The sequence below is a fragment of the Halostagnicola alkaliphila genome, from assembly GCF_055379965.1.
Genome location: NZ_AP043826.1, coordinates 28,347 through 47,098, shown reverse-complemented (window position 1 = coordinate 47,098; position 18,752 = coordinate 28,347). Strand labels below are relative to the sequence as shown.

Below are 18,752 nucleotides of genomic sequence, written 5' to 3'. Positions count from 1 at the left end.
CACGTAACTAATTGAACACTATGGATGCTTACAACAGATGAGTACTATTGAAGTAAACAATCTCAGTAAACAATTTGGCGAAACGCAGGCCTTAGACGATGTCTCGTTTGAGATACCCGATGGCGAGTTCGTTGTCGTCTTAGGAACTTCTGGATCTGGCAAATCTACCCTCCTCCGGTGTATGAACGGACTGACTCGGCCCACATCCGGCGAGGTAATCATCGACGGCACCGAGATTCACGAGCCCCACCCCGATACCGCGATGATTTTTCAACAACACAATATCATCGGACAGATGTCCGCTTATTCTAACGCACTCACCGGGTCGCTCAAACGCACTGGATTGCTCAGTAGCATTCTCAAACGCAACGATACCGAAGACAAGTACCGCGCACTTGAGGCGCTCGAAACCGTCGGATTGCTCGACGAGGCTCAGCAAAGCGCACGCCGGATGAGTGGCGGTCAACAACAGCGAGTCGGAATCGCTCGCGCGCTCGTTCAGGAACCCGAGACGTTACTGGCTGACGAGCCCGTCGCGAGTCTGGATCCCGGTAGTGCCCAGCAGGTGATGGAATACCTCTTGACAGCAACGGAAGAACACGGGCTAACGACGGCTGTCAGTCTCCACCAGGTCAACCTCGCCCAGGAGTTCGGTCAGCGCTTTATCGGGCTGAAACACGGCGAGGTCGTGTTCGATGGCTACAAAGACGAGTTCGATCTCGATGTCATCGAACGGATCTACGAAGACGTTAACATCGATCAACTGACTGGCCTCGGCGCTCGTCAGGAAGATGAAAGCGATAGCGACTCGGGAACAACGGGGGTCGTCGACGTATGAGTACGGACACGGAACAGTCTTCAGAAACGGTTTCAACGGCCGTCGAAGAAAAGCTTGAAGCCATTCACCGCGCCCGGCGGCGTCGGTGGATTTTCACGGGCGGTGCCGTTGCGGTCTTGCTGTTCGCGTTTAACTACGCGTTGACGATGGTCGGCTTTTCGCTTCACGACCTCTACTACTACGCACCGTTTTTCGCCGACGCGCTCAATCAGTACTTCCCGCGAACGACCTACTTCGGGTTTTTGCCGTTTATCGACTTCATGCAGTACGTCGATTTCATCCTCGAGCGAAACCTCTTCCATGAGGCGGCAATCACGCTCGCGATCGGATTCGGCGGGACCATCCTCGGATTTCCGCTCGCGTTGCTGTTTGCTGTGCTCGGATCAGGTCGCGTGACGCCGTTTCCGTTTAACTTCCTGTTCCGCGGCGTAATGTCGTCTATCCGCGCGATCCCGGCACTCGTCTGGGCGCTAATCTACGTCCCGCTCGGCGGCGTTTCGCCGTTCACTGCGACGATCGCGGTCGCAACGGACACGGTTGGTAATTTAGGCCGGTTGTTCACTGACGAACTCGAAGAGATCGAAGACGGCCCGATCGAAGCTATCCGTACCACGGGTGCCGGCCGAATTCAAGTGATCGTCTTCGGCATGCTCTCGCAGGTGTACACGCCGTTCATCGCGTGGACGCTGTACATCTTTGAGATCAACATCCGAATCGCCGTCGCGTTGGGTATCATCGGTGCGGGCGGGATCGGACTCGTACTGAGCACCCAACAGCGGTTGTTCGCTTACACCGAGATGATGGCGACGATCCTCGTGATCTTGCTGCTGATCATCACCGTCGAAATCATTAGCCAACGAACTCGGTCGTACATTCGAGAGGGCGACGAAGCGATGGGAATCGTGGAGTTACTGAAAGGATTCCCCAAACGGATGGCGGAGTCGCTCGCGAAATAACCGTCGTTTGCGATCGGTTTCTCAACCCCAGCTAAAGTGATCAGGAGATTTTAGCAAGTGGCTTGCTCGAAGAGTAACGCACTTGCCGCCACGCCTCCGACGTATCCGTATGAGTACGATGCCATCGCCGCCCGAGGAGGAACTCGCCTCCGTCGTCGTCGTCGACTACGGGCTCGGGAACCTCCGGAGCGTGACCCGCGGGTTAGAGCGCGCGGGCGCGGCCGTCGAAATCACGGACGACCCCGAGGCCTTCGAGGCCGCCGACGGGGTCGTCCTCCCCGGCGTCGGCGCGTTCCGAGAGGGCGTCGAGAACGCCGATTCGATCCGCGAGGACCTCCACGCGGTCGTCGAGCGCGGACAACCCCTGTTCGGAATCTGTCTCGGAATGCAGATGCTGCTCACCTCGAGCGAGGAGGCCGAAACCGACGGCGAGGAAGCCGTCGAAGGATTGGATCTGATCCCCGGAACCAACGTTCGGTTCGACGGCGGACAGAAGGTGCCCCACATGGGCTGGAACGAACTCTCCGTCGAGCGCGACCACCCATTGGTTGACGGCGTCGATGGGGAGTACGCCTACTTCGTCCACTCCTATTACGCCGTGCCGGACGCGGCGAACGCGACCGTCACCTCGACCGACTACGAACAGGAGTTCCCGTCGATCGTCGCAAACGACGCCGGAACCGTCTTCGGAACCCAGTTCCACCCCGAAAAGAGCGGCGAGACGGGACTCCAGATTCTGCGAAACTTCGTCGAAATCTGCGCCGAGGACTGATACGGTCTGCTGTAACGATTTACCGGTGGTGAGTCGAACCGTGTGAGACGAGTCTCGGTGGAGGAGCGAAGCGAGTCAACCGGTGCAACCACAGGACGGGTCACGGTTGCACCGGAAATGATTTACAGCAGTCCGTCTGACGAGTCGCCGTCCTCCCGTTCGCGATCTTATAGAAACTCCCGAACCTCGGAGTACCACATGTCGTGGTAATCGACGTGGCCGACGCGCCGAGCGATGGCGACCGCCAAGGCGTGCCAGCAGATGTCCGTCGGATCGTCGTCGTCGAGGTTGTACTCGCTGTCCTTACACGTACAGCCCCGGCCCTCGACGATGTACTCGTCGTCGTACCCCACGACGATCGTGAAGTCCTGATAGGATTTCACCCGTCGCTCGCCGACGGCTTCGATGGCGCGGACCCCGCGGTCGTCGTGCAGCCTCGTGATCTGCTCGACGATATCGGGCGAGAGTTCCCCCGACTCCTCGAGTCGGGCTTCCCACTGCTCGACGGGATTCGAATCGGGCACGACCGAATCTCTGTTCCGAACTGTAAAATCCGTTTGGTTGTCGTGGCGTTTCGTTCGGTGCGAAGATCCCGGAGCACCCCGAGAACGGGCACAGGGTATTCGAGGTCAGTCCTCGCCGTGTACGAACGCCACTCGAGTCAGACCACGCCGTTTTTCGCCCCGCTCCACGGAATACGACCATGCGCGTCACGGAGGGAAACGTCGAACTCGAGGTTCCCGGCGAACAGACGGAGGGGTTCGAAGAGTCGGTCTTTTACAACCCGCGCCAGGAGATGAACCGGGATCTGACGATCGCGACGCTTCGCGCCTTTCGCGAGCGCGAACCGCGAGCCGAGACGTACTTCGATGCGATGGCCGCGAGCGGCGTCCGGGGTGTTCGCGCCGCATGCGACGGGTGGGACGTTACCTGCTGTGATATCGACCCAGAGGCCGTGTCGCTCTCTCGAGAGAACCTCGAACGAAACGACTGCGAGGCGACCGTCGAGCGGGCCAACGCCAACGCCCTGATGCACGAGTCGATGTTCGACGTGATCGACCTCGACCCGTTCGGAACGCCGATGCCCTTCGCCGACGCGGCCTTCGCGAACTGTCACAACCTCGTCTGCGTCACCGCAACCGACACCGCACCGCTCTGTGGTGCCCATCTCAACAGCGGAATCCGCTCCTACAGCGCCGTGCCGCGAAACACCGACTATCACACCGAGATGGGCGTTCGGACGCTCCTCTCGGCGCTCTCCCGAAGCGCCGCTCGCTTCGACGTCGGCGTCACGCCGATCTTGACCCACGCGACGAGTCACTACGTTCGAACGTATCTCGAACTCGATCGGAAATCGACCGCCGCGGATCGAGCGCTCGAGGAGCTGGGCTACCTCTCTCACTGTGAGGACTGTCTCCACCGCGAGTCGTCTGCGGGACTGATCGCGGATCCGCTCGAGACGTGTCCGAACTGCGGCGGCGAGCGGATCCTCGTCGCGGGACCGGTCTGGCTCGGGGCGATTCAGGACGACGAGTTTCTCGAGGCGGTTCGCGGGGAGCTCACCGACGAATTCGAGACTGCCGAGACCGCTCGGGAGTTACTCCGCACGCTCGAGGCCGAACTCGAGGAACCGACCCATTACGATCAACACAAACTGTGCAAGAACTGGGGGCTTCCGGCGAACGCGATGGACGACTTCATCGCGGACCTTCGCGGCGCGGGCTATCGGGCGTCGAAGACCCACTACGGCGGGACGACGTTCAAATCCGACGCGACCGTCGAGGAGATTTTCGACGCGACTGCGGCGAGGCTCACGGGGTAGTGACCGATACCCCCTCTCGAGGGTGCCACCAGTTGCGAGATACCCGGTTCCTTGTGATCGCCTACTCGAGATCGGCGTACAGGCGAACGAGGCCACACTCCGGACAGCAAAACGCGTCGACGCCTGTCGTCGACCCGACGCCGAGCTTTCCGAGCAGTCCGCTTCGTTTGCCGGTTTCGATGGTCAACGAAAACCCGTCCTGCGATCGAAGCGTCGTTTCCGCCATCGATACGGAACAATCCGGGCACCGAAATTCGTTCATGGAGTCTCTCTCGAGAGGAGACACAAAACGCTACGTCTCACTGATCACGCACAGAATCTGGGCCTCTCGATATTTGCCGCTCCGCAACCACTAGTGCCACGTGATCGACCGCAAACGGGTGTTCGAGGTGACTCGACGAGTGGTTCACCTTTCGCGCACCGAGCAGTTGACGCTGTTAGCTGCCGGTGTCGCCTTCTACGCGTTCATTTCACTCGTCCCGCTAATGCTGCTCGCGCTCGGGCTCGCAGCGACCATCGGCGGCGAAGCGTTAGCGAATTACGTGACGACAGCGGTCAGCGATGTCCTCACGCCATCGGCACAGCAACTGCTCGGCGAGACGCTCGTCGATGAGACGGGGCGTCGAAGCGCGACCCTCGTCGGTGCGCTCGGATTGCTCTGGGGCTCGAGTCGAGTCCTGCGCGGGCTCGACCGAGCGTTTTCGAAGATCTACGGAACCGCCGCGTCGAAGTCGCTCATCGACACGTTCTGGGACGCCTTACTCGTCGCGGCCGCCGTGACGGTCGGGCTCGCGGCCGTTGCGATCGTGGAGGTCGTCGTCGCTTTCGTTCCGTTCGTCGGCGTTAGCGTAATTGGCCCGGTGCTTGTGGTGCTCGGATTGTTCGCCGCGTTTCTCCCGATGTTTTTCATCTTCCCAGGCGTCGATATTAGTCTCCGCGAAGCAATTCCTGGAACCGTCGTCGCTTCGATCGGCTGGTTTCTCTTGAGCCGGACGTTTTCCGTCTACGCCGGGTTCGTGGACGACTACGCCGTGTACGGCGCGCTGGGTGCGGTGTTACTCGTGCTCATTTGGCTCTACATCGGCTCGATTATCATCATCTCCGGCGCGGTGTTGAACGCCGTCCTTGCGGGCCGTGATACGGATCGGCAGCTACAAAGTCCCGGCGTGCGACAGGTTTCGACAGAAGCGATGACCGACGACGCCACGGGTGCCGACGGAGATCGATCGGAAGACCGCGAAAGCGCCCGCACGCGGGACAGATCCGACGATCCGGAGGCGCTCAGAGAAGAGATCGAGCGGCTTCGTGATCGCCTCGAGTCTTTCGAGGAGGATGTCGACCAGCGGACGGTCCAGCGTGACTCCCTGGAGGGCGAACTCAAACGCTACGTCCGAAAACGAGTGCGGCGCGGACACCTCGTCGGGTGGGGTCCGTACCTCGTCTTGCTCTATGGAACTGCGATGGCGATTGCGGCGTTTTACTTCCTCGAGGGGGGATGGGCTATCCTGGCCATGTTCGTCGTCTGGACGTCGACGCTGGGCGTCTACGTCCTGATGGTACTGTTCGGTACCGGCATCTCGGTTCTCGGGATCCCGGGCCGGATACGCAACCGAATCGGCGAGTGGCGGTCCTAAAGAATTATCGATTACTACTGGCCGTTGGGTTGCCGGGGTGAGTCTACCCTCGAAGATTGTTCGAGGCCGTTTCAGCTCTGAGCGAGAAACCCGCCGAAAGCTATAGTGTTCCAAGGGGTGATCGGTGAGAATATGGTGTTCGAATCGGCGCACGTCGAGGCCGTGCAGAACGCGTTCCCGGAGTGGATGGCGTTTTTCTTCGCGTTTCTCTCCTATCTCGGCAGTGTCTGGTTCGTCGCGCCCGCTGTCGTTCTCACGTACTGGCTCGTCGACCGCCATCGGTTCGCGCCGTGGCTGGGAATCGTCATGGGTGGGTACGCGATCATGGTCGGTCTGAAAGGCTACTTTACCGTCGAACGACCGGGGGTCGGTCCGGCAATCGCTCCCGAGAGTCTCTCGCCGGTTTTCTCGCATCTGTACGCACCTGCCGTCGAGGTGGGAACGACGAGTTTCCCCAGCGGACACGCGATCGCCGGAACGGTGATCTGGACGATGATCGCCCTCGAGACCGATATCGGTTCTAAGCGCGCTCGATACGCGGCCGGGGCTGCGATGATCTCACTCGTCGGGTTCTCGAGGATCGGCGTCGGGCTTCATTACCCCATCGACGTGGTCGTCGGGACGGGGGTCGCGCTTGCGTACCTGCTCGTCGTCCTCTCGATTAAACGGCGGCTCGCCGACCGTGGAACGCACGCAGCGACGACCGGTGTTTTCGTGACCGTCGCCGCGATTTCGCTTTGTTCGTTGGTTATCGGGAATCGGCTGGATGCGGCAGCGCTTCTCGGTGGTGCGATCGGTTCGTTGCTCGTCTGGCAGTTCGGGACACCACCCCAAACTGGGTGGCCGATGACGGCGCGGGCCGTTGTGCAACTACTCGCGGGATTCATAGTTTTGGGCGCTGCTGCAGGGCTTTTGAGCCTGTTCGAGAGTTATCTGGTCTGGTTCGTCGTCGGACTCGCCGCGGGCGGGATCGTCCTGGCGCTACCACGGTTCGTTACGGATGACGCCGCTTCGTCGACGACGAGCGGCGCTCCGGAAACGATTCGATAGGTCGCGGCGCTCTCTCTCGAGTGCAACGCAAGAAAAGAATAAAGACAGCAAGCGGCCACAGCAGCTAGGTTGGAGCCGTTATCCGAGAGGGTTGTGGCTTAGAACGTCTCGAGGTACCGGTCGAGTTCCCACTGGGAGACGTCGACGAGGTACTCCTTGAATTCCTGGTTCTTAGCTTCGACGAACTTCGGTCCGATGTGGTCGCCGAGCGCGTTGTAGATAACCTCGTCCTCCTCGAGCGCGTCGACGGCTTCGCCGAGGTTCGTTGGGAGCGTCTCGATACCGTACTCTTCTCGTTTCTCCTCGTCGAAGTCGTAGATGTTCTCTCGAACTGGATCCGGACACTCGAGACCCTTTTCGATCCCTTCGAGGCCGGCGTGGATGAGCGCGGCGAACGCGAGATACGCGTTACACGAGGGGTCGGGGAAGCGAGCCTCGACACGCGAGGCGGCTGGGACGCGTGCGGCTGGCTTCCGGATCAGTGCCGAGCGGTTGCGGTCGGACCAGGCGACGTAGACGGGTGCCTCGTAGCCGGGAACGAGCCGTTTGTAGCTGTTAACGGTTGGGTTCGAGACGGCCGTGATCGCCGGCGCGTGCTCGAGGATACCGGCGGTGAAGGCGTGGGCCTCCTCCGAGAGGTCGAACTCGTCGTCGCCGTCGTGGAACGCGTTCTCGCCGTCCTCGGTGAACAGCGAGAGGTGCGTGTGCATGCCCGAGCCGTTGATCTTCGGAATCGGCTTCGGCATGAACGTCGCGTGCAGGTCGTGTTCGGCAGCGATTGCGCGAACGACGGTGCGGAACGTTCCGACGTTGTCGGCCGTCGAGAGAGCGTCGTCGTACTCGAAGTTAATCTCGTGTTGGCCCTGTGCGACCTCGTGGTGACTGGCTTCGATTTCGAAGCCCATGTCCTCGAGGCCGTAGATGATGTCGCGTCGGACATCGCTCGCGAGGTCTTTCGGTGCGAGGTCGAAGTAGCCGCCGGCGTCGTTCGTTTTCGTCGTCGCACGTCCGTCCTCGTCCTCTTCGAACAGGAAGAACTCGGGTTCCGGTGCGGCGTTGACGGTGTAGCCCATCTCGTCTGCCCGCTTGAGCGCCTGTTTGAGGATGTAACGTGGGTCTCCCTCGAAGGGTTCACCCGTAGACGTGTTATACACGTCACAGATCATTCGAGCGGACGCGCTCTCTTCGCTATCTCTCCACGGGAGAACTGCGAACGTGTCCGGGTCGGGGACGAGGCGCATGTCCGATTCCTGAATACGAACGAAGCCCTCGATCGAGGATCCATCGAAGTAAATACCGTCCGTGAACGCTTTCTCCGCCTGACGGGCCGGAACGGAGACGTTTTTGACGGTGCCGAGGATGTCGGTAAACTGGAGACGAAGGAAGTCGACATCCTTCGCTTCGATCTCGTCCAATACGTCCTGTTCTGCAGATGTGATGTTTCCGCTTGTCATCTTTCTCGTCGTCCTATCCGAGGATCCCTACTACTAAAACCCTACTGTATCGAGCAAATCTTCTACTCTTCCGAGGAAACTGGATATTCGTAAAGTTCTAATGTGATGGGCGAGTGGGTTGATGTGATGACGTACGAAAATCTCGATGCAAAGTTGGTGAATGCACTGCTCGGCGATGGCCGAGCAAGTCTGCGAAGTCTTGCCGAAGAGCTCGACGTGTCTGTAACGACCGTTTCGAACCACCTTTCGGATCTCGAGGATCAGGACGTAATCGACGGCTACACCCCGCGCGTCGACTACGACGCGGTTGGATACGACGTGACGGCAGTCATCCAGCTCAAAGTCGAGGGGAACGCGCTTCCCGATATCACGGAAACGCTGCGCGACCACAAGCAGATGACCAGCGTCTACGAGGTCACCGGCGACTACGACGTGATCGCCATCGGCAAGTTTGTCGACACCGACGGGATGAACGATCAGATCAAAGCGCTGCTTACCGACCCCGACATCAAAGCCTCGAACACGAGCGTCGTGCTCAACTCGGTTTCGGAAAACGAACAGTTCGAGCTCGAAGTCGACGAAGACGCGTAATCGCGTTCCGACTCGTGCGGTTTTTCTCTTACTCGACGAGCGTATCCGCCGCCGTTTCTCGGTCGCCGGCTTGTGCTCCCCAGAGCGTCTCGTATCTCCCTTCCGCCTCGAGTAGCTCCTCATGGGTTCCGCGTTCGACGATCCGGCCGTCCTCGAGGACGAGGATCGCATCGGCGTCTTTGACCGTCGAGAGCCGATGAGCGATGACAAGCGTCGTTCGATCTTCGGTCAGCCGATCAATCGAGCGCTGAATCAGGAGTTCGGTCTTCGTGTCGACCGCGCTCGTCGCCTCGTCGAGAATCAACACTTCGGGATCGACGAGAACGGCCCGCGCGAGGGCGATCCGTTGGCGCTGGCCGCCCGAAAGCTTGACGCCGCGTTCGCCGACGCGCGTCCCGTACCCCTCCGAAAGATCGTCGATGAACTCGTGAGCCTGTGCTGCCTCCGCGGCCGCTCGCACGTCCTCGTCGTCGGCGTCGAAGCGACCGTACCGGATGTTGTCGGCGATCGTGCCGTCAAAGAGGAACGTATCTTGACTCACGTAGCCGACGGTCGAGCGGAGATCCGAGAGGGTCAGGTCTCGAATGTCGTGACCGTCGAGCCGCACCGCCCCTTCCTGTACGTCGTACAGTCGGAGCAGGAGCTTCAGCGCCGTCGACTTCCCCGCACCGGTCGGTCCGACGAACGCGATCGTTTCCCCGGGGTCGGCTTCGAAGGAGACGTTCTCGAGGACCGTCTCCTCGAGTTCCAACCCGTCGCTCTCGCCAGACCGCGACGCGTTATCGACGTAGCCGAAGGTGACGTCGTCGTACTCGACCCGGCCCTCGGGGTTCTCGAGGGGGACCGGGTCGTCCGGATCCTCGACGTGGACGGGGATGTCCATCAGTCCGAAGACGCGCTCGCTTGAGGCCTTGGCGTTTTGGTACTGATCGACGATGTTCGACACTTCCGCGAGCGGGTCGACGATTCGCTGGGTCAACATCAAGAAGACGACGAAGTCGCCCACGGAAAGGGTCCCGGTGAGCGGCCCCGGCGCGGCGTCGTTGACGAGCCAGAGCCCGCCGACGAGAAAGGTTGCGGCGAACGCAACGCCGGCCAGGAGTTCCATTCCAGGCCGGTAGAGGTAGCTCAGCTTGAGCACGTCCATCGTCTTCTCGAACAAGTTTCTCGAGGAGTTTCGAACGCGACCGACCTCGTACTCCTCGCTCGAGGTCGTCTTGGTGAGACCCATCCCGGCGATGGCGTTCTCGAGGCGGGTGTTCAGCCGCCCGACGGCCGATCGCTCGCGGACGTATCTCGGTTCGACGACGCGCATGAACCAGACCGTAAAGACGACCATCGCCGGAATCGCGAACAGGGTGACGAACGCGAGCTGCCAGTTCAAATAGAAGAGCACGGCCGTGATGCCCCCGACCATCATGATCAGGCGCGCGGAGTTCATGAGGGCGTTATCCAGGAACATCTCGAGGTTCTGGGTGTCGTTGTTCAAGACGGCCATAACCTCGCCCGTCTGCTTGTCGTCGAAAAACGTCATGTCGAGCCGTTGCATCTTCTCGAACGTGTCGACCCGCACCGCGTGCATCACGCCGTGGGCGAACATGTTTGCCGTGACGCCGTAGATCCAGGTAAAGAGCGCGACGATCAGAAAGGAGCCGGCGATAGCGATAACGGTGAACCAGAATTGCTCGGCTTCCCCCGCTGGGAGCCAGGCGTCGGGGACGAGCGGCAGTTCGAACGGTCCTTCGTTGGTAAACAACGCGTCGATTGCGACACCCAACAACAACGGCGGCACGAGACTCGCCATCCGGGCGATAAAATTCGCGACCATCCCCGCGGAAAACCAGCCGGCGCGGCCGGGCGTGTACTCGAGGAATAGCCTCGAGAGCGGTCTCTCGACCTCCTCGCGGTAGGCGTCGAATGGCGTCTCGTCGTCGTGGGTGCTCACTACCCACGGCGTACTATTTCGAAACGTAAACCAGATACGGTTCTCGTTGCTATCGGTGATCGGTTCCGGTGTGAACCGACCCGGCTATCCTCATCTGACGTACAAGACGAGCAAGCCGAGGACGAGGAGGCCGATGCCCCACCACAGGGAATCGCCGGGAAGGACGAACAGGAGGAGCGTGACGAGTCCCGAGGAGAACAGCGACCAGCCGATCGTGGTTTGGTAGGCCATAGGAACCGTTCGTGGCCCAAGATAAAAGAACGCTCTCCCGATCACGTAACGAATACGATCGCCGGTTCACAAAAAATGCGTCGCAAACTGATCGCCCGTGCGATACTCGAGCGGGTGAGGCGATGGATGGGTTTGCGGGCCGAGTTTACATCATGCCGCCCATGCCGCCGCCCATGCCGCCCATGCCGCCTGCGCCGCCGGGTGCGCCACCCTCGTCGCCGCCCTTGTCTGTCGAGAGGTCGCCGGCGGAGATGATGTCGTCGATCTTGAGAACGAGGTTCGCGGCCTCGCTTGCGGAGGTCACGGCCTGCTCTTTGGCGTGAGCCGGTTCGACGACGCCAGCTTCGAAGGTGTTCTCAACGCCGCTCGAGAAGACGTTCAGGCCGGCCTGCACGTCGCCGTCCTCGTGAGCCGCGCGGAGGTCGACGAGCGTGTCGATGCTGTCGAGGCCGGCGTTCTCGGCGAGCACGCGCGGGACGAGCTCGAGGGAGTCGGCGAACGCCTCGACGGCGAGCTGTTCGCGTCCGGAAACGGAGTCAGCGTAGTCACGGAGACGCGATGCGAGTTCGACCTCGATCGCACCGCCGCCGGCCAGAACGCGGCCGTCGGAGACGGTCTGTGCGACGACGTCGAGTGCGTCGTTGACGCCGCGCTCGAGTTCGTCGACGACGTGGTCGGTCGAGCCCCGAAGGAGGAGGGTAACGCCGTGTGCGTCCTCGCCTTCGACGTAGAAGAGTTCGTCATCTTCGTCGCGGGTAACGTCACCGAAGCCGAGGTCGGCCTCGGTCGCGCTCGCGAGGTCCGAGACGACCGCGGCGTCGACGACTTCCGAGAGGAACTCGAGGTCGCTCTTCTTGGCGCGACGGATGGCGAGGATGCCTTCCTTCGCGAGGTAGTGCTGTGCGAGGTCGTCGATCCCTTTCTGACAGAAGACGACGTCGGCGTCGAGGTCAACGATCTGTTGTACCTTCTCCTTGAGCTGTTCTTCCTCGCGGTCGAGGAACTGCTGCAACTGATCGGGGTCCGTCACCGAGACTTCGGTGTCGACGTCGGTTTCCTCGATCTCGATCGGATCGTTGAGCAGGAGGACGTTCGCGTCTTCGGCCTCGGTCGGCATGTTGTCGTGGACCGGTTCCTTGTCGATGATGCCGCCCTCGAGGAGGTCGGATTCGCCGACTGCGCGGCCGGTCTGGGTCTCGATGTTGAGGAACTCGAGGTCGACGACGTTCTCGCCGTCCTGGGTTTCGACGGTGACGCCGGAGACGGCGTCAACGATGAGCTGTGCGAGGTGCTCTTTGTTGACCTCGGCACCTTTGCCTGTCATCGACGTTTCGGCGGTTTTCCGGATGAGGTCCTCGTCGGTCGGGTCGATATCCTCGGCGATATCGTCGACTTCGTTTCGAGCCTGCTCCGCGGCCATGTGGAATCCTTTGATGATGGCCGTCGGGTGAATATCCTGCTCTAAGAGGTCCTCGGCGTTTTTGAGGAGTTCGCCCGCGATCGCAACGGCGGTCGTGGTGCCGTCGCCGGCTTCGTCTTCCTGGGTTTCGGCGACCTCGATGATCATCTCGGCCGTCGGGTTGTCGATGTCCATCTCCTTGAGGATGGTGACGCCGTCGTTCGTGATGGTTACCGATCCCATCGAATCGACGAGCATCTTGTCCATTCCCTTCGGACCGAGTGTCGAGCGAACGGCCTCCGCGACCGCTCGAGCGGCGCTGATGTTGTAGTCCTGCGCGTCCTGATCTTTGACGCGCTGGGAGTCCTCGCTCATCACGATCATCGGCTGTCCCTGTTGCATTCGCTGACTCATAGTCAGCTGATTCTATGTTTGTCCTTCTATATAAATCTTAACTTCCTTCGATACCGCGAGGTGATGACAAGTCGACCGCGTGAGCTACGAAACCGCCGTACAACGTTGGTGTGATCCGGAATGTGTGTTACAATATAACATACGTTTACTGAAACGCGTGTCTCCCTATCCGTGCTACTTTTATACTCCTCTTCTTGGGCTGTCGGTTACGCCGGTTCGACCAGCGACGGGTCGTCGATCGCCGGGCTGTTCACCGCCCTCGAAACCGGATAGGCGACCATCTCCTCGTCGGGATGGGGCTCGAGCGCCGATGGCGACTCTTCGCCTCGTAGCCACTTTTGTTCGCTCTCGCGCTCGAGAATTGCCGCCATCCGATGGTGGAGGTCTTCGACGAGATCGTTCGGCGTCGTCGTGATGATCGTAAAGGTCTCGAGCGGACCGTTCTCGCCGCCGTGTTCGGTGTCCTCGCTCCCGCCACCGAACGCCTCGAGTCCGGTCTGGGTCGTCGACGGTTCCCAGCGCTCCCAGAGCCCGGCCATCGCGAACGGTCGATCGTCCTCGAAGGCGACTCTGTACGGTTGCTTCCGGCCGTCGTCACCTTCCACCCACTCGTAAAACCCGTCGGCGAGCACCAGCGCTCGACGCTGTTCGTAGGCCTCGCGAAAACTCGGCTTCTCGTCGACGGTCTCTGCACGCGCATTGATTAGCCCGTCACTATCGTCGTCGGCCCACGACGGAACCAGCCCCCACTCGAGGGACTGGATCGATTCCGGCTCCTCGTTCGTAATTACGGGCAGTCGCTGGCCCGGAGCCATGTTGTATCGCGGTCCAAACGGCTCCGAAAACCGGGCGTCGAACCGATCCTCGAGGTCGTCCTGATCAACGAAGAGCGTATAGCGGCCACACATACCGTCCACAACGGGTTGCACCGATAAGATCCTTTCATCGACCCATCGTCGGGAGCCACCCGCTGATTCCCGTTCGTGAAACGATCGGCCGAAACGGTATGGGGTCCGTACCCCCTCGATTTCGGATGGTAGGTGCCCCGTTACCATAATCGATCTCGGTGGATCGACTGATGATTGCTATGGACGATCGATACGAACTCGTCGTGTGTGAGGACGGACTGCTCGAACTGCGCGACCGGGACGACCCCGACTGCTGGATCGCGACCGACTCGCCGCTCGAGATCAAACAATGACTGGGAATTGAGCGGCTCGAGCGGCGGGTGGGAGTGTCTTTTCTCTCGAGAGCTGCCGAAGAGCGGTTGCGAGGGGACAAATGCCGTTGTTCGTGAGCCAAGTACGCTCAAACCGACAGAGTCACTTATTACCAAAAGTCAATTTAATATAACGAGGTAGATTAAAGCATGGATATGATAGCAAATGTTGTGGGTGTCGCCGTGTTGCTCGCTTTCGGCTATACGTGCGTTCGGTGGTATTTGAACGCCGACGATAGCCTCAATAGCGAGTGGTTTGGATGACTTTCGTTGCCGTACTACCAGCACAGTTGTCTCACCATTGAGCGTCGGACGGTTCTCTGATACTCTGCCTCGAGGGATCCGATACGGTTGTGAATGCCAGGACAGGGATTTGAACCACGGTCGGACGTGCTCGCTCACGGCTTCGCCGTTCGCAATCGCGGTCGCGTTGCGACCGCGCTCTCGCTGTGCGCGACCTCCCTGATTCAAATCCCTTCTTCGGGTTTTGCCGAAATCGCGACTCGCTTCGCTCGTCGATCGATTTCGACAAAAACGCCAGGACAGGGATTTGAACCCTGAATCCCAAAGGGAACACGCTTTCCAGGCGTGCGCCTTACCATTCGGCCATCCTGGCTCACTCGTAGATAACCGGGTCGGTCGTTTAAAGACTACGATCGGAGAATCGTTCGTCCCACTGCGGTCAGTATGCTGAGTGTTGGCATCATCGGAAATCTCACTCAGATCCGATTGCGAGACTGTCGCCTTCTAAACCCCTCGAGAAGCTTATTCTCTCGCCCGCGCAGCCGACCATTCGGCGATGTGATGCTCGAGCGCGTACGTGAGCGCTGCCGTCCCACAGCCGACGAGCACGGCGACGAGCATCGCCTGCGCGATCGAAAGGAGCGGCCCTCGAGCCAGCGCGTAGCCTTGAATCAACACGAGAAACGCCATCGTACCGACTGCGCCCCAGAGCAGAGCAGATTTAGTTCGTGGATTCACGTCGCTCGATCGAGCGGTATCCCGGAGCGACCGTAAGCGTAACGAACGAGAACTGGCGCACCCACAAGCCGTGGTGATCCTCACACCAGCACGTCGACTTCGTACCCCTCTGACCGAAGATCCTCGAGGAACTCCTCGACGTGGTCGTGCCCGCGCATCTCGAGGTCGATCTCGACTTCGGTGTCGCTCATACTGATGTCTCGAGAGGTGCGATCGTGCTGGATGCCGTAGATGTTCGCCCTGTGAGCCGAGAAGATATCGAGGAGGTCCTCGAGCGCCCCGGGGCGGTCCTTGAGGACGGTTCGGATCTTGAGGTAGCGTCCCGTCTCGACCAGCCCGCGAACGATGACCGTCGAGAGCATGTTCATATCGATGTTTCCGCCACAGAGTGCGGGCACGATGACCTCGTCCTCGTCGTAGTCGAACTGCTCGAAGAGAACGGCAGCGAGCGGTACCGCCCCGGCACCCTCGACGAGGATCTTCGAGCGCTCGAGCAACTGCACTAGCGCGGTCGCAATCTGCGGGTCGGAGACCGTGACCACCTCGTCGACGCGCTCTTGGATGATCGGAAACGTCTGTTCGCCGATGCTTCGGGTCGCGATGCCGTCCGCGACGGTGTCGACCGCATCGATCGTGACGAGTTCGCCCTTCTCGAGCGAACTGGCCGCGCTCGAGGCTCCATCGGCTTGCACGCCAATAACGCGGACGTCCGGACGCTGTTCTTTGATCGCCGTCGCGATGCCGCTGATGAGTCCGCCGCCGCCGATGGGAACCACGACGGTGTCGACGTCGGGACAGTCCTCGAGGATCTCGAGGCCGATCGTTCCCTGACCAGCCATCACGTCCGGGTCGTCGAAGGCGTGAAGGTAGGTTCTGTCCTCTTCGCGTTCGATCTCGTGTGCACGTTCGGCGGCCTCGCTGTAGTCGACGCCGTGGAGGACGACCGACGCGCCGTAGTTTTTGGTTGCCTTGACTTTCGCGATCGGTGCGTTTTCGGGCATGACGATCTTCGAGTCGACGCCGCTTCGAGTGGCGGCTAGAGCGACTCCCTGGGCGTGGTTTCCCGCGCTCGCGGTGACCACGCCGGCGTTTTTCTGAGCCTCCGTGAGCGTCGCGATTCGGTTCGTTGCCCCCCTAATCTTGAAGGCTCCCGTTCGCTGGAGGTTCTCGAGTTTGAGGTGGATCTCGGCGTCGGTCATCGCAGAAAACGTGTGCGAGTACTCACACGGGGTGTGTCGTGACGTCTCCTGTACTCGCGGCCGGGCGTCGAGAATAGCGTCCAATCCGAGCATATACTCGAGTACTCGGGACGAATTGTAAGGATTGCTGTCGAATGCTGTCTATCGTCGCCCGATCACTACACATCGCTCGCCAGAATTGTTGGAAGGTAGTGCCGTCAAAAGAACAGCACTACGGGAATACAGGGAATGCACGGCGTGTGACGTGCGATTATACAGGAGGACCGGGAACATATAAATCTCATGCCTCCGCGGTGGAAGTGTAACCGCAAGCGGGAAGCGTGGTGAAACTGATGTCTGACACTGAGCAGACGGTCGTCATTCGAAGCTGTACACGCCGACGGTGTTCTCCGCCAGATGCCGACGGACCCGTTTACGGAACGGTTCGTTTTCTGGCCAGTATTGGCCGTCCTCGCGTTCGCCCCCGACTTCGAGCCGGTCGGGATCACCGATATAGGTCCAGATGATGTCCTCGGTGTCCGTTTCCTGTACGTCACCGCTACCGGACTCGACGTTCGGTGACACCTCGTGATCTTCAACGGGGACCATGTCCTTCGACACTGCGCTCTCGGGTCCATCGATCCGGGGGATTCCTGCACGAACGTACAGCCCCTGATCGATTCCCTCGTAGGCGTCGAGCGCCTCGAGACCGCGTTCGTCGACTTCGAGTATTCGCCCGTCGACGCTTCCGCCGGGAACGAGCGTCGGATACTCTCCCTCGACGCGATGGAGTCCCTCGAGGGTCGCGTTGCCGACGAACTCGTATTCGATGGGATCGGTCGTTCCGGCTCCTCGAGCCATCTCGCCGAGCACCGCTTCGGCTCGGGCGGTATTTGTGAGTGTTCCGTAGACGAAGACGTACATGTATTTTACACCTCACTCTCGAGGACCTTGCTCGTATCGCCCAGAAGCCTCCTGCTCGCAAAAATCAGTCCGAAAGTCGCTCTATCGTTCGTCGATCGCCACGAGGCCTTGATCCTCGGGGCCGGTGTAGCGTGCGCGTGGCCGGATGAGCCGATTGTCCTCCTGATATTCGAGGACGTGGGCGATCCAGCCGCTCGAGCGACTCATCGCGAAGATCGGGGTGTACATATCGATCGGGATGCCGAGTTGGTAGTAGACCGAGCCGGAGTAGAAGTCGACGTTCGGGGCGATCCCCTTCTCGACGAGTCCCTTTTCCTCGGTGAGGTAGTCCTCGATCGTGTTGGTGATGTCGTCCCACTTCGAGTCGCCGGTTTCGGCGAGCTCACGGCTCCGTTCCTGCAGGATCTTCGCCCGCGGATCTTTGACATCGTAGACGCGGTGTCCCCATCCGGGGATGCGTCGGCCTTCCTCCGTCGCCTGTTCGACCCACTCGAGGGGGTCGAGTCCGCTCTCGTCGATTTCGATGAGGACTTCCATGACGTCCTGGTTCGCGCCGCCGTGGAGCGGTCCCGAGAGGGCACCGATGCCGCCGGTGACCGCGGAGTAGATATCCGCCATCGTCGAGCCGATGACCATCGAGGTGAACGTCGAGGCGTTGAGGCCGTGATCGGCGTGAAGGATCAGCGCCTGATCGAACGTTTCTGCGGCGACTTGGTCCGGCCGTTCGCCGGTCATCATGTAGAGAAAATTCGCCGCGAGACCGAGTTCCGTATCGGGATCGACGGGCTCTTCGCCCTGTCGATACCGCTCGAACGCCGCAAGAATCGTCGGGATTTTGGCGGTGATTCGACGACCCTTTCGGAGTGACGCTTCGCGATCGGCCGGATCCGCGTTGGGTTCGGGCTCGGATGCAGAAAGCATCGAAACCGCGGTGCGCATCGCCGCCATCGGCTGCTCGTCGGCGTCGGCGAGCGCCTGAACCGTCTCGAGGATGCTGTCGTCGACGGTGCGCTCTGCGGCCATCGCCTCGGAAAACTCCTCGAGTTCATCCCCGTCCGGAAGTTCGCCGTGCCAGAGGAGGTACGCGACTTCTTCGTAGCTCGCCCCGCGGGCGAGGTCTTCGATGGTGTACCCGCGATAAACCAGGCGACCCTCGTCGCCGTTGATGGAGCTGAGTCCTGACTCTGCGACCAACACTCCCTCCAGCCCTTTCTTGAGGTCGTCTGCCATACCTGTCGTTTCGGACCCCGATGGAAAAGTATTGTCGTTTGTCCGCTGTGACGGCCGAACGCGGGCGATGTTCCGGTTACTGGGTGGAACACCGGATTTTTCGTGAATATCTCG

Annotated in this window: 18 protein-coding genes and 1 tRNA gene; 7 read left to right on the top strand and 12 right to left on the bottom strand. The window is 60.5% G+C overall.

Annotated features, from left to right (window positions below; all coding sequences use genetic code 11):
• Nucleotides 1-37 precede the first annotated feature (37 nt).
• From phnC to hisH, 3 genes are all read left to right on the top strand, one after another.
• Nucleotides 38-838 carry a phosphonate ABC transporter ATP-binding protein gene (gene phnC, locus ACZ5C7_RS05260; RefSeq protein ID WP_464375303.1) on the top strand — a complete coding sequence of 267 codons (801 nt, stop codon included), beginning with the start codon at nucleotides 38-40 and terminating at the stop codon, nucleotides 836-838.
• Complete coding sequence (phnE, locus tag ACZ5C7_RS05255) at nucleotides 835-1,794, top strand: phosphonate ABC transporter, permease protein PhnE (protein ID WP_464375302.1); 960 nt, start codon at nucleotides 835-837, stop codon at nucleotides 1,792-1,794. The genes phnC and phnE overlap by 4 nt, the downstream gene beginning before the upstream one ends.
• A 109-nt stretch (nucleotides 1,795-1,903) precedes the next feature.
• On the top strand, nucleotides 1,904-2,566 hold the full coding sequence (gene hisH, locus ACZ5C7_RS05250) for an imidazole glycerol phosphate synthase subunit HisH (RefSeq protein ID WP_464375301.1): 663 nt from the start codon (nucleotides 1,904-1,906) through the stop codon (nucleotides 2,564-2,566).
• A 167-nt stretch (nucleotides 2,567-2,733) separates the two neighbouring features.
• Here the strand turns inward: hisH and ACZ5C7_RS05245 are convergent, their stop codons facing one another.
• Complete coding sequence (locus tag ACZ5C7_RS05245) at nucleotides 2,734-3,090, bottom strand: hypothetical protein (protein WP_464375300.1); 357 nt, start codon at nucleotides 3,088-3,090, stop codon at nucleotides 2,734-2,736.
• Between the two features lie 179 nt (nucleotides 3,091-3,269).
• Between ACZ5C7_RS05245 and ACZ5C7_RS05240 the strand changes: the two genes are divergently transcribed.
• The gene (locus ACZ5C7_RS05240) at nucleotides 3,270-4,388 is read left to right on the top strand and encodes a tRNA (guanine(26)-N(2))-dimethyltransferase (RefSeq protein WP_464375299.1); all 1,119 of its coding nucleotides are present in this window, start codon (nucleotides 3,270-3,272) and stop codon (nucleotides 4,386-4,388) included.
• Between the two features lie 61 nt (nucleotides 4,389-4,449).
• On the opposite strand, the gene ACZ5C7_RS05235 is transcribed toward ACZ5C7_RS05240, so the two are convergent.
• A complete protein-coding gene (locus ACZ5C7_RS05235; protein WP_464375298.1) occupies nucleotides 4,450-4,614 on the bottom strand; it encodes a hypothetical protein in 165 nt (54 codons plus the stop codon).
• A 136-nt stretch (nucleotides 4,615-4,750) separates the two neighbouring features.
• On the opposite strand from ACZ5C7_RS05235, the gene ACZ5C7_RS05230 reads away from it, so the two are divergent.
• The gene (locus ACZ5C7_RS05230; protein WP_464375297.1) at nucleotides 4,751-6,022 is read left to right on the top strand and encodes a YihY/virulence factor BrkB family protein; all 1,272 of its coding nucleotides are present in this window, start codon (nucleotides 4,751-4,753) and stop codon (nucleotides 6,020-6,022) included.
• A 132-nt stretch (nucleotides 6,023-6,154) separates the two neighbouring features.
• Nucleotides 6,155-7,072, top strand: a complete 918-nt coding sequence (locus ACZ5C7_RS05225; protein WP_464375296.1) for a phosphatase PAP2 family protein — start codon at nucleotides 6,155-6,157, stop codon at nucleotides 7,070-7,072.
• A gap of 98 nt (nucleotides 7,073-7,170) precedes the next feature.
• On the opposite strand, the gene glnA is transcribed toward ACZ5C7_RS05225, so the two are convergent.
• Complete coding sequence (gene glnA / locus ACZ5C7_RS05220) at nucleotides 7,171-8,526, bottom strand: type I glutamate--ammonia ligase (protein ID WP_464375295.1); 1,356 nt, start codon at nucleotides 8,524-8,526, stop codon at nucleotides 7,171-7,173.
• Between the two features lie 126 nt (nucleotides 8,527-8,652).
• Between glnA and lrp the strand changes: the two genes are divergently transcribed.
• A complete protein-coding gene (lrp, locus tag ACZ5C7_RS05215) occupies nucleotides 8,653-9,117 on the top strand; it encodes an HTH-type transcriptional regulator Lrp (RefSeq protein WP_283836026.1) in 465 nt (154 codons plus the stop codon).
• A 28-nt stretch (nucleotides 9,118-9,145) separates the two neighbouring features.
• Here the strand turns inward: lrp and ACZ5C7_RS05210 are convergent, their stop codons facing one another.
• From ACZ5C7_RS05210 to citZ, 9 genes are all read right to left on the bottom strand, one after another.
• On the bottom strand, nucleotides 9,146-11,062 hold the full coding sequence (locus ACZ5C7_RS05210; RefSeq protein WP_464375294.1) for an ABC transporter ATP-binding protein: 1,917 nt from the start codon (nucleotides 11,060-11,062) through the stop codon (nucleotides 9,146-9,148).
• Between the two features lie 90 nt (nucleotides 11,063-11,152).
• Nucleotides 11,153-11,293 (bottom strand): hypothetical protein, encoded by a 141-nt coding sequence (locus ACZ5C7_RS05205; RefSeq protein ID WP_464375293.1) that lies wholly within the window; start codon nucleotides 11,291-11,293, stop codon nucleotides 11,153-11,155.
• A 145-nt stretch (nucleotides 11,294-11,438) separates the two neighbouring features.
• Complete coding sequence (gene thsB, locus ACZ5C7_RS05200) at nucleotides 11,439-13,106, bottom strand: thermosome subunit beta (protein ID WP_464375292.1); 1,668 nt, start codon at nucleotides 13,104-13,106, stop codon at nucleotides 11,439-11,441.
• 206 nt (nucleotides 13,107-13,312) lie between these two features.
• Complete coding sequence (locus tag ACZ5C7_RS05195) at nucleotides 13,313-14,014, bottom strand: SOS response-associated peptidase (protein WP_464375291.1); 702 nt, start codon at nucleotides 14,012-14,014, stop codon at nucleotides 13,313-13,315.
• 846 nt (nucleotides 14,015-14,860) lie between these two features.
• Nucleotides 14,861-14,941: transfer RNA gene (locus tag ACZ5C7_RS05190), tRNA-Ser, on the bottom strand.
• Nucleotides 14,942-15,090: 149 nt separating this feature from the next.
• Nucleotides 15,091-15,306: a hypothetical protein gene (locus ACZ5C7_RS05185; protein WP_464375290.1), complete on the bottom strand. Its 216-nt coding sequence runs from the start codon at nucleotides 15,304-15,306 to the stop codon at nucleotides 15,091-15,093.
• 80 nt (nucleotides 15,307-15,386) lie between these two features.
• On the bottom strand, nucleotides 15,387-16,598 hold the full coding sequence (ilvA, locus tag ACZ5C7_RS05180) for a threonine ammonia-lyase (protein WP_464375289.1): 1,212 nt from the start codon (nucleotides 16,596-16,598) through the stop codon (nucleotides 15,387-15,389).
• Between the two features lie 264 nt (nucleotides 16,599-16,862).
• The gene (locus ACZ5C7_RS05175) at nucleotides 16,863-17,408 is read right to left on the bottom strand and encodes a gamma-glutamylcyclotransferase family protein (RefSeq protein WP_464375288.1); all 546 of its coding nucleotides are present in this window, start codon (nucleotides 17,406-17,408) and stop codon (nucleotides 16,863-16,865) included.
• Between the two features lie 81 nt (nucleotides 17,409-17,489).
• Nucleotides 17,490-18,638 carry a citrate synthase gene (gene citZ / locus ACZ5C7_RS05170; protein ID WP_464375287.1) on the bottom strand — a complete coding sequence of 383 codons (1,149 nt, stop codon included), beginning with the start codon at nucleotides 18,636-18,638 and terminating at the stop codon, nucleotides 17,490-17,492.
• Nucleotides 18,639-18,752 lie beyond the last annotated feature (114 nt).

Bases quoted from the DNA above. Each gene is read 5' to 3' on its own strand.
- thsB (WP_464375292.1), bottom strand. From the start codon at position 13,106: ATGAGTCAGCGAATGCAACAGGGACAGCCGATGATCGTGATGAGCGAG.
- ACZ5C7_RS05205 (WP_464375293.1), bottom strand. From the start codon at position 11,293: ATGGCCTACCAAACCACGATCGGCTGGTCGCTGTTCTCCTCGGGACTC.
- ACZ5C7_RS05175 (WP_464375288.1), bottom strand. From the start codon at position 17,408: ATGTACGTCTTCGTCTACGGAACACTCACAAATACCGCCCGAGCCGAA.
- ACZ5C7_RS05235 (WP_464375298.1), bottom strand. From the start codon at position 4,614: ATGGCGGAAACGACGCTTCGATCGCAGGACGGGTTTTCGTTGACCATC.
- glnA (WP_464375295.1), bottom strand. From the start codon at position 8,526: ATGACAAGCGGAAACATCACATCTGCAGAACAGGACGTATTGGACGAG.
- lrp (WP_283836026.1), top strand. From the start codon at position 8,653: ATGACGTACGAAAATCTCGATGCAAAGTTGGTGAATGCACTGCTCGGC.
- phnC (WP_464375303.1), top strand. From the start codon at position 38: ATGAGTACTATTGAAGTAAACAATCTCAGTAAACAATTTGGCGAAACG.
- hisH (WP_464375301.1), top strand. From the start codon at position 1,904: ATGAGTACGATGCCATCGCCGCCCGAGGAGGAACTCGCCTCCGTCGTC.
- ACZ5C7_RS05240 (WP_464375299.1), top strand. From the start codon at position 3,270: ATGCGCGTCACGGAGGGAAACGTCGAACTCGAGGTTCCCGGCGAACAG.
- ACZ5C7_RS05195 (WP_464375291.1), bottom strand. From the start codon at position 14,014: ATGTGTGGCCGCTATACGCTCTTCGTTGATCAGGACGACCTCGAGGAT.
- phnE (WP_464375302.1), top strand. From the start codon at position 835: ATGAGTACGGACACGGAACAGTCTTCAGAAACGGTTTCAACGGCCGTC.
- ACZ5C7_RS05225 (WP_464375296.1), top strand. From the start codon at position 6,155: ATGGTGTTCGAATCGGCGCACGTCGAGGCCGTGCAGAACGCGTTCCCG.
- ilvA (WP_464375289.1), bottom strand. From the start codon at position 16,598: ATGCTCGGATTGGACGCTATTCTCGACGCCCGGCCGCGAGTACAGGAG.
- citZ (WP_464375287.1), bottom strand. From the start codon at position 18,638: ATGGCAGACGACCTCAAGAAAGGGCTGGAGGGAGTGTTGGTCGCAGAG.